The organism is Streptomyces sp. NPDC060027 (assembly GCF_042737005.1).
In the GTDB taxonomy this organism is placed as follows: domain Bacteria; phylum Actinomycetota; class Actinomycetes; order Streptomycetales; family Streptomycetaceae; genus Streptomyces.
The window spans coordinates 14,033-27,845 of the sequence record NZ_JBHWVI010000113.1; the positions used below are offsets into that span (position 1 = coordinate 14,033).

The 13,813-nt window shown below is 71.0% G+C and carries 13 protein-coding genes; 7 read left to right on the forward strand and 6 right to left on the reverse strand.

The genetic code is table 11. The features are described 5' to 3' along the window. Positions 1-378, reverse strand: coding sequence for a thioredoxin (gene trxA / locus ACFWBT_RS25490; RefSeq protein ID WP_385704349.1), 378 nt, complete (start codon positions 376-378; stop codon positions 1-3). Between the two features lie 119 nt (positions 379-497). On the opposite strand from trxA, the gene ACFWBT_RS25495 reads away from it, so the two are divergent. Then, positions 498-1,931, forward strand: coding sequence for a dihydrolipoyl dehydrogenase family protein (locus tag ACFWBT_RS25495; RefSeq protein WP_385704352.1), 1,434 nt, complete (start codon positions 498-500; stop codon positions 1,929-1,931). 178 nt (positions 1,932-2,109) lie between these two features. On the opposite strand, the gene pntB is transcribed toward ACFWBT_RS25495, so the two are convergent. The 3 genes from pntB to ACFWBT_RS25510 all read right to left on the reverse strand — a co-directional run bounded on the left by pntB (position 2,110) and on the right by ACFWBT_RS25510 (position 6,607). Continuing rightward, a complete protein-coding gene (gene pntB / locus ACFWBT_RS25500) occupies positions 2,110-3,564 on the reverse strand; it encodes a Re/Si-specific NAD(P)(+) transhydrogenase subunit beta (protein WP_385704355.1) in 1,455 nt (484 codons plus the stop codon). A gap of 6 nt (positions 3,565-3,570) precedes the next feature. Beyond that, positions 3,571-5,127 carry a Re/Si-specific NAD(P)(+) transhydrogenase subunit alpha gene (locus ACFWBT_RS25505; RefSeq protein ID WP_385704358.1) on the reverse strand — a complete coding sequence of 519 codons (1,557 nt, stop codon included), beginning with the start codon at positions 5,125-5,127 and terminating at the stop codon, positions 3,571-3,573. 265 nt (positions 5,128-5,392) lie between these two features. Further along, positions 5,393-6,607 (reverse strand): MFS transporter, encoded by a 1,215-nt coding sequence (locus tag ACFWBT_RS25510; protein ID WP_385704360.1) that lies wholly within the window; start codon positions 6,605-6,607, stop codon positions 5,393-5,395. Positions 6,608-6,675: 68 nt separating this feature from the next. Between ACFWBT_RS25510 and ACFWBT_RS25515 the strand changes: the two genes are divergently transcribed. After that, positions 6,676-7,071, forward strand: coding sequence for a MerR family transcriptional regulator (locus ACFWBT_RS25515; protein ID WP_385704362.1), 396 nt, complete (start codon positions 6,676-6,678; stop codon positions 7,069-7,071). Between the two features lie 29 nt (positions 7,072-7,100). Here ACFWBT_RS25515 and ACFWBT_RS25520 read toward each other — a convergent pair whose 3' ends face one another. Next, a complete protein-coding gene (locus ACFWBT_RS25520; protein WP_385704363.1) occupies positions 7,101-8,198 on the reverse strand; it encodes an LLM class flavin-dependent oxidoreductase in 1,098 nt (365 codons plus the stop codon). 256 nt (positions 8,199-8,454) lie between these two features. On the opposite strand from ACFWBT_RS25520, the gene ACFWBT_RS25525 reads away from it, so the two are divergent. The 3 genes from ACFWBT_RS25525 to ACFWBT_RS25535 are packed head-to-tail and all read left to right on the forward strand — an operon-like array spanning position 8,455 to position 10,692. Beyond that, positions 8,455-9,930, forward strand: a complete 1,476-nt coding sequence (locus ACFWBT_RS25525; protein WP_385704366.1) for an FG-GAP-like repeat-containing protein — start codon at positions 8,455-8,457, stop codon at positions 9,928-9,930. 18 nt (positions 9,931-9,948) lie between these two features. Further along, complete coding sequence (locus tag ACFWBT_RS25530) at positions 9,949-10,536, forward strand: hypothetical protein (protein WP_385704369.1); 588 nt, start codon at positions 9,949-9,951, stop codon at positions 10,534-10,536. Positions 10,537-10,548: 12 nt separating this feature from the next. Further along, on the forward strand, positions 10,549-10,692 hold the full coding sequence (locus ACFWBT_RS25535) for a hypothetical protein (protein ID WP_385704371.1): 144 nt from the start codon (positions 10,549-10,551) through the stop codon (positions 10,690-10,692). Positions 10,693-10,864: 172 nt separating this feature from the next. Here the strand turns inward: ACFWBT_RS25535 and ACFWBT_RS25540 are convergent, their stop codons facing one another. Further along, a complete protein-coding gene (locus ACFWBT_RS25540) occupies positions 10,865-11,524 on the reverse strand; it encodes a peptide deformylase (protein WP_385704374.1) in 660 nt (219 codons plus the stop codon). A 204-nt stretch (positions 11,525-11,728) separates the two neighbouring features. Here ACFWBT_RS25540 and ACFWBT_RS25545 point away from each other — a divergent pair, with 204 nt between their 5' ends. Beyond that, on the forward strand, positions 11,729-13,135 hold the full coding sequence (locus ACFWBT_RS25545) for a PepSY-associated TM helix domain-containing protein (RefSeq protein WP_385704376.1): 1,407 nt from the start codon (positions 11,729-11,731) through the stop codon (positions 13,133-13,135). Positions 13,136-13,166: 31 nt separating this feature from the next. Then, complete coding sequence (locus ACFWBT_RS25550; RefSeq protein ID WP_385704378.1) at positions 13,167-13,661, forward strand: BlaI/MecI/CopY family transcriptional regulator; 495 nt, start codon at positions 13,167-13,169, stop codon at positions 13,659-13,661. Positions 13,662-13,813: the final 152 nt, after the last annotated feature.

Sequence of the window (13,813 nt, forward strand, 5' to 3'; positions counted from 1 at the left end):
CTACTCGGCGCCCTTGGCCTGCTGGGCCGCGACCGACTTGCGGACCTCGTCCATGTCCAGCTTCCGGGCCTGACCGATGACGTCGTCGAGGGCGGCCGCGGGCAGCGCTCCGGGCTGGGCGAAGATCGCGACCTGATCGCGGACGATCATCAGGGTCGGAATCGACTGGATGTCGAAGGCGGCGGCCAGCTCCGGCTGCGCCTCCGTGTCGACCTTGGCGAAGACCAGGTCGGGGTTGGCCTCGGCGGCCTTCTCGTAGACCGGGGCGAACTGACGGCACGGCCCGCACCAGGACGCCCAGAAGTCGATCAGGACGAACTCGTTGTCCGTGACCGTCTGGTCGAAGTTCTCCTTGGTGAGCTCCACGGTGCTGCTCATGCGTTTTCCCTCTTCCTCACGTCCGGGTCATGCCGGTTTCCACAACGCCACCCACCGGAGGCGTATTCCGCGCCCGTACCCGTGTGGCCACGGCGCACACCAGCAACCAGACTGGCCCCATGACGGAAACGGAATCCATCGCCTACGACGTCGTGGTGCTCGGTGCCGGACCCGTGGGGGAGAACGTCGCCGACCGCGCCCGCGCCGCCGGCCTCTCCACCGCGGTCGTGGAGAGCGAGCTCGTCGGCGGCGAGTGCTCGTACTGGGCGTGCATGCCCAGCAAGGCACTCCTTCGCCCGGCCATCGCCCGCGCCGACGCCCGCCGCGTACCCGGTCTCGCCCAAGCGGTGCAAGGACCCCTCGACGCCCCCGCGGTGCTCGCCCACCGCGACTGGTTCACCTCCGACTGGAAGGACGACGGCCAGCTCGCCTGGCTGGACGGCATCGGAGCCGCCTTCTACCGCGGCCACGGCCGACTCTCCGGATCACGCACCGTGACGGTCGACGGACCCGACGGCGCACGCCAGGCGCTGACCGCCCGGCACGCGGTCGCCGTCTGCACCGGCACGCGCGCCCAGCTCCCCGATCTTCCGGGGCTCGCCCAGGTCAAGCCCTGGACGAGCCGTGAGGCCACCAGCGCGCACGAGGTGCCCGGACGGCTGATCGTGGTGGGCGGCGGCGTGGTCGCCGCCGAGATGGCCACGGCCTGGCAGGCCCTCGGCTCCCAGGTCACCCTGCTGGTCCGCGGCAAGGGCCTGCTGCCCCGCATGGAGCCCTTCGCCGGGGAACTGGTCGCCGAGGCCCTGGCCGAGGCGGGCGCGGACGTGCGCACCGGCACCTCGGTGACCGCTGTCTCGCGCGAGGGCTCGACCGTGGTCGCGCTCACCGACACCGGTGACCGCATCGAGGCCGACGAGATCCTCTTCGCCACCGGCCGCGCGCCGCGCACCGAGGACATCGGCCTGGAGACGGTCGGCCTGGAAGCGGGTTCGTGGCTCGACGTCGACGACAGCCTCAGGGTCGTCGGCAGCGAGTGGCTGTACGCGGTCGGCGACGTCAACCACCGCGCCCTGCTCACCCATCAGGGCAAGTACCAGGCCCGGATCGCCGGCGCCGCCATCGCCGCCCGCGCCGCGGGGGTGCCGCTGCTGGAGACGAACCCGTGGGGCGCGCACTCCGCGACCGCCGACCACGCGGCCGTCCCGCAGTGCGTCTTCACCGACCCGGAGGCGGCGGCCGTGGGCCTCTCCCTCGCGGAGGCGGAACAGGCCGGGCACCGGGTCCGGGCCGTGGACGTCGACATGGCCTCGGTGGCCGGCGCCGGCCTGTACGCGGACGGCTACCGCGGCAAGGCCCGCATGGTGGTCGACCTCGACCGCGAGATCGTCCGCGGTCTCACCCTGGTCGGCCCGGGCGTCGGCGAACTGATCCACTCCGCGACCGTCGCCGTCGTAGGAGAGGTACCGATCGACCGCCTGTGGCACGCCGTCCCGTCCTATCCGACGGTCAGCGAGGTGTGGCTGCGGCTTCTCGAGGCGTACCGGGACGCGTGACCCGGGAGCGGCACACCGGGCGGGTCACCACGCGTGCCCCGGAGCGGCGCTCCGGGGCCCGCGCACCGTACGGGGTGGCCTGCGGTGGCTCCCGAGGACCGGCCCCCACCGCACGAACGGGAGCGGCTCACCGGGGGCGGTGCGCTCGGGCCAGGTCGGGCCTCGACGGGCGCGGACCTCAGCGGGCGAGAGCCGCTTCGCTCGGCGCCTGGGTGCGGGGGTCGGAGCCGAGGGCGCGAAGGATCTCCTCGACGCTCTGCTTGGCATCGCCGAAGAGCATGCCGCTGTTCTCGCGGAAGAACAGCGGGTTCTGCACGCCCGCGTAGCCGGAGGCCATGGAGCGCTTGAAGACGACGACCTGCTCCGCCTCCCACACCCGCAGCACCGGCATGCCCGCGATCGGGCTGGTGGGATCATCCGTCGCGGCCGGGTTGACGGTGTCGTTGGCGCCGATGACCAGGACGACAGAAGTGTCGGCGAGGTCGTCGTTGATCTCGTCCATCTCCAGAACGATGTCGTACGGCACCTTGGCCTCGGCCAGCAGCACGTTCATGTGCCCGGGCAGCCGGCCCGCCACGGGGTGGACGCCGAAGCGGACCTCCACGCCGCGCTCCCGCAGTTGACGCGTGAGCTCGGCGACCGGGTGCTGCGCCTGTGCCACGGCCATGCCGTACCCGGGGGTGATGACGACGGACCGGGCCTGCGCCAGGAGCTCAGCCACCTCCTGGGCGTGGACCTCGCGGTGCTCGCCCTGTTCCTCGTTCCCGTCCGCGGCCGCCTCGATGCCGAAGCCGCCCGCGATGACCGAGAAGAAGGACCGGTTCATCGCCTTGCACATGATGTAGGACAGGTAGGCACCCGAGGAACCGACCAGCGCGCCCGTGACGATCAGCAGGTTGTTGTCGAGCAGGAATCCCGCCGCCGCCGCGGCCCAGCCGGAGTAGCTGTTGAGCATGGAGACGACGACGGGCATGTCGCCGCCGCCGATCGAGGCGACGAGATGCCAGCCCAGGACGAGCGCGAGCACGGTCACGGCGATCATCAGACCGAGGCTCGGGCTGATCGTGAACCAGGCCGTCAGCGCCACGAACGCCACCACCGCCGCGATGTTGAGCACGTTCTTGCCCGGCAGAACCAGCGGACGGGACTTGACCCGCGCCGACAGCTTGAGGAACGCGACGATCGAGCCGGTGAAGGTGACCGCGCCGATGAAGATGCCGATGAACACCTCCGCGTGGTGGATCTCCAGCAGGTCGGCCGTGACGTGTGTCTGCGCGGTTCCGTGCGCCTCGACCTCCAGGTAGCTGTTCCAGCCGACCAGGACCGCGGCGAGACCGACGAAGCTGTGCAGTACGGCGATGAGTTCGGGCATCTGGGTCATCTCGACCTGCCGCGCTCGCCAGATGCCGATCACGGCGCCGAGCACCATCGCGACCACGATCAGCGCGACCGCGCCCGCGGTGATGCTCTGTGCCGCGAGCACGACGGTGGCGACCAGGGCGAGGGCCATGCCGGCGATGCCGTACACGACACCGGCACGGGAGGTGCGGTGCTGGGACAGCCCCGCCAGGCTGAGGATGAACAGCAGGGCGGCGACCAGGTCCGCGGCGTGGGAGGCTGTGGTTGTAGTCATGGCGGCTCAGCCCTTCGAGAACATGGACAGCATGCGGCGGGTGACGGCGAAGCCGCCGAAGATGTTCACGCTCGTCAGCAGGATCGCCACGAACGCGAGCGTGGTGACGACCGCGCTCTCATGCCCGATCTGCACCAGCGCTCCGATCACCACGATCCCGGAGATCGCGTTGGTGACGGACATCAGCGGCGTGTGCAACGCGTGGTGCACCTTCCCGATCACGTAGTAGCCGATCACCACCGCCAGCGCGAAGACCGTGAAGTTCGCCGCGAGTTGCGCCGGTGCGAAGGCGACCAGGGCGAACATCGCCAGCATGCCCGCGCCGATCAGCCCGAACCGGGCCGCCGGGGTGAGTCGCGACTCCTTCGGCTGTGCGACCGCCGCCACGGGGGCGGGCTGCGCGGCAGCCGAGGCCGAGACCGCCACGGGCGGCGGAGGCCAGGTGATCTCGCCCTCGCGCACCACGGTCACCGCCCGCTGGACCACGTCCTCGAAGTCGATCACCAGCCGACCGTCCTTGCCCGGCGTCAGCAGCTTGAGCAGGTTCAGCAGGTTGGTGCCGAACATCTGTGAGGCCTGGGTGGGCAGCCGGGACGCGAGATCGGTGTAGCCGATGATGGTCACGTCGTTGTCGGTGACCACGGTGCGGCCCGCGACGGTTCCCGCGACGTTGCCGCCCTGGGCCGCGGCCATGTCGACGATGACGCTGCCGGGCTTCATCGCCGCGACATCCTCCGCCGTGAGCAGGCGCGGAGCGGGACGGCCCGGGATCAGCGCGGTCGTGATGACGATGTCCACGTCCTTCGCCTGCCCGTGGTACAGCTCGGCCGCGGCGCGGTCGTAGTCGGCGGAGGTCGCCTTGGCGTAGCCGTCGGTGCTCTCCTCCTGCGCGACGTCCACCGCGAGGTACTCGCCGCCCAACGACCGCACCTGGTCGGCCACTTCCGGTCGTGGATCGGTCGCCCGAACGATGGCCCCGAGACTGGAGGCGGCGCCGATGGCAGCCAGCCCGGCCACACCGACGCCGGCCACCAGCACCTTCGCCGGCGGGACCTTGCCCGCGGCCGTCACCTGGCCGGTGAAGAAGCGCCCGAACACGTGCGCCGCCTCGATCACGGCTCGGTAGCCCGCGATGTTGGCCATGGAACTGAGCACGTCCATCGACTGCGCCCGCGAGATCCGCGGTACCGCGTCCAGGGCCAGTACGGTCACCGGCCGGCTCGCGAGCTCCGCGAGGAGGTCCGACCGCTGGGCCGGGCTGATCAGCCCGATCAGCGTCGCGCCGTCGGGCACGCGCGCGATCTCGCCCGGCGAAGGGGCGTTGACCTTGAGTACGACGTCCGCCTGCCAGGCGTCGCCTATCTGCGCTCCCGCGTCACCGTAGGTGTCGTCCGCGAAGCCTGACGCCGTGCCGGCGTCCGACTCGACGACGACGTCGTAGCCCAGCCCCACCAACTGGCGCACTGTGGCGGGCGTCGCCGCGACACGGGTCTCCCCGGGAGTGGACTCGGCCACCACTCCGATGCGCTGGGGCGGATGGTGGGCCGATTCTTGTGCGGGCATGGCGATGTCTCCCTCAGGGGACGCAGATGTGCTGGCACGAATGTGAGATCCGGGGGAGTCCGCACCCCTTGGACGCAGGAACTTACATGCTGGAGCAGGTTGTTTGGCACAGCACACAACCGTGACTTGTTTCACGCGAGGTGTGTCGCCCACAACACGATGGCGGGTCGTCGCGGCGACCGCATGCCATCAAGTCTCAAGAAGGACCCGGCCGCTGTCGGCCTCCTTGCCGGAGGCATTCCTCCCGACATGCGGCGTTCGTGTGTCACGGTGCGTCCTGGTTCGTTGTGGCGAAGGCATGCCTTCGCGTGAGTGTGATCGCGGCCAGGCTGAGGACTCCGAGCCCAGCCGCGGCGACGGCGTCGGCGGTGATGTCGACACGCTGCAGGAGTACGCCGCCGATGATGCCGCCGAGTGCCATGGCGGCGTTCCACAAGGTCACAAGGATGGCTTGCGCGGTGTCGGCGACGGCTGGGCCGCGTCGCATCCCGGCATGAATGGCCGCGGTCTGAAGGAGTGTGGGTGTACCGCCCCATCCCAGGCCCCACACGACGGCCGCGACCCAGACGACGGTCTGTGCCGTGGTGGTGGCGAAGGCGGCCGTGGCGACGGTGAACAGCGTCGCGGCGGTCAGCGCGAGCCCGCGAAGGTGTCGGTCGATGTGACGGCCGGTGTACCAGATGCTGACCAGGCACGCGATGCCGAAGGCCAGCAGGATCGCGTCCACCGCGGTGGCGAGGCCGGCGTGCCGCAGGTACGGCGCGATGTACGCGTAGAGGATCGTGTGGCCGAGGACGAAGGTCGCGACGACGACCATGGTGGCGGTGACCCCGGGGACCCGCAGTGTCTGCAGGGTGGTCGGCTTCGGCTCGTCGGCCGGTGTCGTCGGCCGGCTGATGGCGGGAACGCTGAAGCTGATCCACCCGAGGACGGCGAGGGTGACCACCGAGACGGCGGCGAAGGACGCTCGCCACTCGATCTGTTGACCGATCAGTGTCCCGGCGGGAACTCCTAGCGACAGCGCCAGGGGGATCCCGGTCATCGCGATCGCGATGGCCCGTCCTTCCTGGCCAGGAGGCGCGATACGCCGCGCGTATCCGGCGAGGATGGCCCATGCGAGTCCGGCGGCGACGCCGGCGAGGAACCGTGAGACGAGCAGGACCGCGTAGCCGGGCGCGGCAGCCGTGAGCGTGTTCGCGACCAGGAAGACGGCCATGGCGCTCAGCAGCAACGGCTTGCGCCGAATTCCCGCCGTGGCGGCGGCCAACGGTATGGCGGTGAGGGCTGTACCGGTGGCGTACACGGTGACGGTCTGGCCCGCCGCACCGGAGCTGACGCCGATGGAGGAGGACATCTGCGGGAGGACGCCCGCCGGGAGGGTCTCGGTCAGGCTGGTGATGAAGACCGCGGTGCCCAGTGCCAGGAGCGCGGACCACGGCAGGACATCACGTCGTGCGGGAGAGGCTGTTGTGGTCGTCATGCACTGATCGTGAAACCCTCACATTGATGTGATGGTCAAGCTCGGGCCGCGCGGCTAATCTGGAGCCTGTGCGGATCGGTGAACTGTGCCGCCTGACGGGCGTGTCCCGGCGTCTGCTGCGGTATTACGAGGAGCAAGGTCTGATCGTGCCGGATCGGACGACGAACGGATACCGTGACTACGACGCCCGGTATGTGGACCGCGTGAAGCAGATACGCGGTCTGCTGGCAGCGGGGTTGCCGACCCGGGTCATCAAGCAGATCCTGCCGTGCCTGGACAAGCCCAGGTCCATTCATTTCCCGGACGCGACCCCGGAGATGCTGGCGTTGCTGACCTCGGAGCGGGACAAGCTCACCGACCGGATCGAGGTGCTCACCCGCAACCGGAACGCGATGACCGAGTACTTGGCCGAGGTGGAGCACCATCGCGCCCCGGTCGCGCCGGGTCGGCTGGGCAGCGTCTGATCAACTGCGCAGTGCCCGAATCGAGTTCCTCACCGGACGACGTCCTTAACAATCCTCGCGCCGTCGTCCGAAAGCACCGCGGGGCGCAGCCGGACCCCGCTCAGGCCGAACTGTTCACGCCAGCGGGCGAGTTCCAGGGCGAGGTGGTCCGCGGTTCCGACGAACACCTGCGTGTCCGGTGCCCAGACGAAGCCGGCGGCTTCGTTCAGCCGCGCCAGCCTGGCCTTCGCGTGCTCGTCGGTGTCGCCCAGGACAACCGCCACATCCGCGTACACCTCGGTCCCGGTGGCGTCCGGCGTCAGCGTCTCGATCTCTCGAAACGCCGTCAGGAGCGCGGGAATCGGATGCTCCTGCGACGGAGTCACGAAGACCCGGTCCGCGACGGCGGCGGCGAGTCGATACGGTTCCAGGGCATGGTGCGCGAGCACCGCGACCTTCGGGCTGCTCGGCACCGGGACGGTCAGCGGGCCGGCCGCCGGGTATCTTTCCCTCCCGGTGAGCCGCAACGGGGCGACCATGTCCCGGTGCAGGAACGTGTCCCCGGAGCTCAGGCTCTCGGCGGGAAACGTCTTCCACAACTCGCGCACTGTTCGCACGTAGTCCTCGGCATCACGAAAGAGGTCCCGGAGCCGGCGTGCGATGCGCGTCGGGACGTACACGTCCTCGGGCCGCAGCTGAGGCGTCGCCGGTCCACCGACCACCGCGGCATCGCGCGCGTCGGCGGAAACCTGCGGTCGCCACGTCACCCGGCCCGGCCCGATTGCCGCCAGGGATGCCATCTGGACGGCGACGTGGAACGGGTTGCTGTGTGTCACGTTGCGCGAGACCACCACCTCGCCGATGTCTGTCGTCGCCAGCAGGACCGCTGCGGTGACGATCGGATCGAGCCTGCCGCGCACCCGGTCATCGGCCTGGTCGGCTGTACCGAACCGGTCGGTCTGCAGGCTCAGTCCGTCCTCGAGCGTGACGAAGTCGACGCCACCTGACGCGGCCGCGCGTCCCCAGTCCGTCCAGTAGCCGCCCTTGAAGACCTCTTCGGCAGCCGTCACCGACGACAACAGCCACGAGGCAGGGTGCCAACCCGTGCCCTCCAACGCCAGGCCGAGCCGAAACGAGCCGGGGTTCATCGATTCCCTGTCCATGACTCGATTGCACAACCAGCACACTGATGTGAAGGTCAACCCGCGACACGACCAGTGGTGGGGAAAAGGATCGGACGGGATACCGCGACCGCGGCCCCGGGGTGAGGCTGCGTATCCGGACGGCCGCCTCTCCGTCCGTTCAACCGCCGTTCACCGCACAACCATCAGCCGTTGCCGCGTGTCTCGCAGGTGAATCACATTCGCGCGCACGTCTCGACATCGCGCGCTCAAAGGAGGAACCGTGGGCATCCGCAGACCCGCACTGTCGACCGCCGTAGCCGCCGCGCTGATCGGGTCGTTCAGCATACCGATCGTCGCGGGCACCGCGTCCGCGAAGGACGGCGCCGCCGGCGTGCGCGAGGACTTCAACGGCGACGGCTACCAGGACGTCGCCGTCGCAGCCCCCGGCGGGACAGTCGGTGGTCATACGTGGGCCGGCTACATCACGATCAGCTACGGCACCGCGCACGGCCTCGACCCCGCCCGCACCATGGTCATCACCCAGGACACCCCTGGTGTGCCCGGCGTCTCCGGCGACAACACGGTCTTCGGCTATGACATGATCGCCCGCGACCTGGACGGCGACGGCCTGACCGACCTGGCCCTGGTCACCCGCGAGTACCGGCCGGAGAACAACATCGGCGGATCGGTGATCGTCCTGTGGGGACGAAAGCTCGGCATCTCCGGCCAGGATGCCGTCCGCATCGACGCACCGGCGAACGCCCAGGTCGGCGAGGACATCACCGCGGGCGACTTCGACAGTGACGGGCACACGGACCTGTTCATGGGCAACAGCGAGGACTCCTACGACTACCACGACGTGCTCTACGGCCCCTTCGACCGGGACGGCTCTCCCGCCCGCGAGCAGCGGCTGCAGGTGTTCAGCACCGACAACACCATCGACTCCACCGCCGCGGGCGACTTCAACGGCGACGGCATCGAGGACCTCGCGACCTTCTACGTCTACGAGAACCACGCCGAGGGCGGCAAGCTGTGGCTCGGCACCAAGGACGGCCTGTCCACCGTCCCGCAGCGGCTCACCTCCTCGTCCAGCACCGCCGTCGCCGACTTCGACCAGGACGGCTACGCAGACCTGGCCACCCGGCTCTTCCCCAACGGTGACACCGAGACCGAGGAAGACCCCGTTACCGTCAAGATCTACTACGGCTCGCCGTCCGGCCCCAGTCAGACCCGCACGCAGACGATCACGCAGAACACGGCGGGCGTGCCCGGGGTGAGCGAGAAGAGCGACCAGTTCGGCGGGCGGCTGAGCGCGGGCGACGCGAACGGCGACGGATACCCCGACCTGGCCGTCGGCGTCCCCGGAGAAGCGATCGGCTCGAAGAAGAAGGCAGGCGCCGTGGTGCTGCTCAAGGGCGGCAGGGCCGGGCTCACCGGCACGGGCGCGCGGGCGTTCCACCAGGACACGGCGGGCGTTCCGGGTGTCGCGGAGGCCGGCGACCTGTTCGGCGGCTCGGCACGACTGCTCGACATGACCGGCGACGGCAAGGCCGACCTGGTCGTGGGCGCGCCGGGCGAGAACCTGGGCAGCGTCGTGAACGGCGGCGCGGTGTGGCTGCTGCGCGGCACCGCCTCCGGCCTGACCGCCTCGAACTCGGTCGCGTTGAACCCGACGGACATCGGGGCACCGGCGGCGAAGGCGCTGTTCGGCGAGAACCTGAGCGGCGACAACGGCCCCGGAATGGCGATCCCCTAGAGCGGTGGGCTCTCGGCGTTGCGGCCTCGGGCCGGGGGTTGGGGTGGGGCTGAGTCATCGGGATGCCATTCGCCTGCTGGGGGCGTCGGAGGAGCGTACGGTCGAGGCGATCGCAGCGAGCGCCTGGCCGCGGCCCACGCGGTGGTGGTTCTCGCCGCGTATTTCGAGGCTCTCTCCGAGACGGAGCTGCCGTGCGATCCGCGGGAGCTTGAGCTGACGGCCGCCGAACACCGGTTGGCGCTTGACTGCCCGGAGGTCGCCTTCTGGGTCAACCTGGTGGATCACCAGGCGACACGGGCGCGACCGGGGACGGTGAGCGCCTCCCTGGAGGGGTTGCGGGAACTCCTCGCGCCGATCGCGGAGCGCAGACCTGCCGACGCCTGGATCATCGCTCTGGCGCGTGCTCACGCGACGGTGCTTGTCGTCCGATCCTCACCTCCCGCGATGCCCTGGACGGGACGAGCTTGCCCGCGCTGGGCGCCGCGTACGTCGATCCGGACTTCCGGGTCTGCGACGTGGGCCCGTCCGACCCGTTCGCCACCGAGAGCTGGTGGCAGGAGCGGCCGGTGCGCGATGACCTGGATGCGTTCCTGCTGGGGCACCTGACGTCGGTGGGCTGTGCGCGCCCCGCTGATCGTGCTGGGCCAGCCGGGCTCGGGCAAGTCGGTCCTCACCCAGGTGCTGGCGGCCCGTCTTCCTCCCGCCGACTTCCTCGTCGTATGCGTCGTACTGCGGGAAGTCGCCGCCGACACCGACCTGTAGACCCAGATCGAGCAGGCGGTCCGCTCCGCCACCGGTGAGTCCGTCAGCCGGCCCGAGCTGGTACATCGCGGCCGGCGCGCTTCCGGTGATCATGCTGGACGGCCCCTCTCGCCGCTCTGTGGCCCGACGGGCAGGAGCCGACCCACCCGCAGTGACCGTGCCGCCCGGGGTGTCAGTCCGGCAGGCTGAAGCCCAGCGCCTCGGCCGCGTGCTCCGGTGTCGGCTGGGCCCAGAGTTCCGACGTCGCCCGGTTCGAGGACAGCGAGCGCAGCTCCGCGCGGTCGAGGTAGAGCGTGCCGTCCAAGTGGTCCGTCTCGTGCTGGACGATGCGCGCGGGCCAGCCGCTGAACACCTCGTCGACCGGTCGCCCGTGCTCGTCCAGCGCGGTCAGCCGCACCTCGGTGTGCCGGGCCACCACGGCCTGCCAGCCCGGAACGCTCAGGCAGCCCTCGAAGAACGCCACCCGCCCCGAACCGATCCCCTCGTACGACGGATTGACCAGGACCCGGAACGGCTGCGGCACCCGCCCGCGCGCGCGGCGCACCTCCTCCGACACCGGCGCCGGGTCCTCGATGACGGCGAGCCGCAGCGGCACGCCGACCTGCGGCGCGGCGAGCCCGACACCCGGCGCCGCGTGCATGGTGGCGCGCAGGGCGGCCACGAACCGGGCCAGCAGGTTCGGGTCCAGCTGCCCGTCGAACGGCTCGGCGCCCCGGCGCAGCACGGGGTCACCGGCCGCGACGATCGGCAACGGACCCTCGTGGGCGAGAAGTTCCTCGACCAGGTCGGTCAGGGAGGTGCGGAAGACACTGGGGTCACGTTCGGATGCCATCGAGCCAGGATGCCAAGCCGGATCGAGCCGATCGAGGCGGCGCCGGGCGAGCCCCGCGACTTCCCTGTGTGACGCAGGCCACACGAGAGCGCGGGAACTGGCCGCCTCCGCGCTCCGACTACTGGACCGCCACCGGCGAAGGGGAGCCCGACTCCCCGGCCCACGGCTTCTTTCCGTCCCCCGCACAACCGGAGAACACCGCCGATGTCCACCGCTCCCGCCCCGACGACGGACGCGTCCCCGCAGTCCGCCGCCCCCGCGCCGGTCCGAAGTGTCCGGTCCGTCCTGCGCCCGCTGATCCTGCGTCTGCACTTCTACGCGGGCGTGCTCGTCGCTCCGTTCCTGCTGGTGGCCGCCACCACGGGTCTGCTGTACGCCGCGTCCTTCCAGGCCGAGAAGATCCTGTACGCGCACGAACTGACCGTTCCCGCCGGTGACCACAAGCTGCCGCTGTCCGAGCAGGTCGCGGCGGCCCGCAAGGCCCACCCCGAGGGCACGGTCTCGGCCGTCCGCCCCTCCCCGGAAGCGGACGCCACGACGCGGGTCCTGCTCTCCGGCGTCCCGGGTGTCGGCCCCGACCACAGCCTCGCGGTGTTCGTCGACCCGTACACCGCGAAGGTGCGCGGCTCGCTGGAGCAGTACGGCTCGACCGGGGCGCTGCCGCTGCGCACCTGGCTCGACGGGCTGCACGGCAATCTCCATCTGGGCGAGACCGGCCGGCTGTACAGCGAACTCGCCGCGAGCTGGCTGTGGGTGATCGCGGGCGGCGGCCTCGCGCTGTGGTTCGGCCGACGCAGGGCACAGCGCAAGGTGCGCGGGACCAGCGGGCGCCGCCGCACCCTCGGACTGCACGGCACGATCGGCGTCTGGGCGGCCGTCGGATTCGTCTTCCTCTCCGCGACCGGCCTGACCTGGTCGACGTACGCCGGAGCCAACATCGACACCCTTCGGACCGCGCTCCACCAGGCCACCCCCTCGATCTCGGCGGCGGCCGGCGGCGACCACGGGAGCCACAACGGCTCGGCAACCGGCGCCGGCAAGGACGCCGCCACCCCGAAGGAACTCGACACGATCCTCGCGGCCGCCCGCGCCGAGGGCCTGGGCGACCCCGTCGAGATCGTCCCGCCCGCCGACGCCTCCTCGGCGTACGTGGTGAAGCAGATCCAGCGCAGCTGGCCCGAGAAGCAGGACGCGGTGGCCGTGGACCCGGCGAGCGGCAAGGTCGTCGACGAACTCCGCTTCGCCGACTACCCGTTGCTCGCCAAGCTGACCCGCTGGGGCATCGACGCCCACACCGGGACGCTCTTCGGCCTGGTCAACCAGATCGCCCTGATGGCGCTCGCGCTGTCGCTGATCCTGCTCATCGTGTGGGGCTACCGCATGTGGTGGCTGCGCGGCCGGGCCTCCGCGTTCGGCCGGCCGATCCCGCGCGGCGCCTGGCAGCACGTACCGCCGCAGAGCCTGGTCCCGGCGCTCGCGACCGTCGCCGTCCTCGGCTACTTCGTCCCCCTGCTCGGCATCCCGCTCGCCGTGTTCATCGCCGTCGACGTGCTCCTCGGCGAGATCGCGCACCGGAAGGGCAGGCGCACCCGCGACGGCCAGGTAGCGTGATCCGACACGCGACAGCCGGAGGGAGAGGGAGATGGGGCACCGCGACCGCGAGGACCTGCCGCCCCGGTACCGGCGCCGTGGGCAGGGCGAGTTGGAGGTCCAGGTGCTCGCCGCCCTGCGCGGGAGCGATGTCCCGGTGACCGCCGCCTGGGTGCAGGAACGCCTCGACGGCGACCTCGCCTACACCACCGTGGCCACCATCCTGACCCGGCTGCTCGCGAAGGACGCGGTGGCCCGCGAGCGGCGGGGACGGTCCTTCGTCTGGACGCCCACCGCCGACATCGCAGGCCTCGCCGCGCTCAAGATGCGCCGGCTCCTCGACGGCGAGCACGACCGCGAGGCCGTGCTCGCGAGCTTCGTCACCGCGCTGCCGCCGGACGACGAACAGGTGCTGCGCACGCTGCTGGAGGCGGCACCCACGGCTGAGGCGACGCGGGCGAACGGCGCCGCGGGCGGGGGCGGTGCGACCCGGGGGAGCGATGATCCGGGAGTGCCGCGCGGGGCGGCCGGTGGTACGGAGGACTGACACCTCACGGGGGTCTTCCTCTTCCTGCCGTTCCTCCTGCCGCTCAGCACCTGGCCCGTCGCGCGTCTCGCCCTCCTGATGGTCGTCGAACCGCCCAACCGCGTACGCGTCGGGCGCGGCCTCGCGAAGCACGACCACGGAGGTGACCGGGG

Excerpts from the sequence above, each read along its gene's own strand:
- ACFWBT_RS25495 (WP_385704352.1), top strand. The coding sequence starts at position 498 with ATGACGGAAACGGAATCCATCGCCTACGACGTCGTGGTGCTCGGTGCC.
- pntB (WP_385704355.1), bottom strand. The coding sequence starts at position 3,564 with ATGACTACAACCACAGCCTCCCACGCCGCGGACCTGGTCGCCGCCCTG.
- ACFWBT_RS25505 (WP_385704358.1), bottom strand. The coding sequence starts at position 5,127 with ATGCCCGCACAAGAATCGGCCCACCATCCGCCCCAGCGCATCGGAGTG.
- ACFWBT_RS25510 (WP_385704360.1), bottom strand. The coding sequence starts at position 6,607 with ATGACGACCACAACAGCCTCTCCCGCACGACGTGATGTCCTGCCGTGG.
- trxA (WP_385704349.1), bottom strand. The coding sequence starts at position 378 with ATGAGCAGCACCGTGGAGCTCACCAAGGAGAACTTCGACCAGACGGTC.
- ACFWBT_RS25520 (WP_385704363.1), bottom strand. The coding sequence starts at position 8,198 with ATGAACCCCGGCTCGTTTCGGCTCGGCCTGGCGTTGGAGGGCACGGGT.
- ACFWBT_RS25545 (WP_385704376.1), top strand. The coding sequence starts at position 11,729 with ATGTCCACCGCTCCCGCCCCGACGACGGACGCGTCCCCGCAGTCCGCC.
- ACFWBT_RS25540 (WP_385704374.1), bottom strand. The coding sequence starts at position 11,524 with ATGGCATCCGAACGTGACCCCAGTGTCTTCCGCACCTCCCTGACCGAC.
- ACFWBT_RS25550 (WP_385704378.1), top strand. The coding sequence starts at position 13,167 with ATGGGGCACCGCGACCGCGAGGACCTGCCGCCCCGGTACCGGCGCCGT.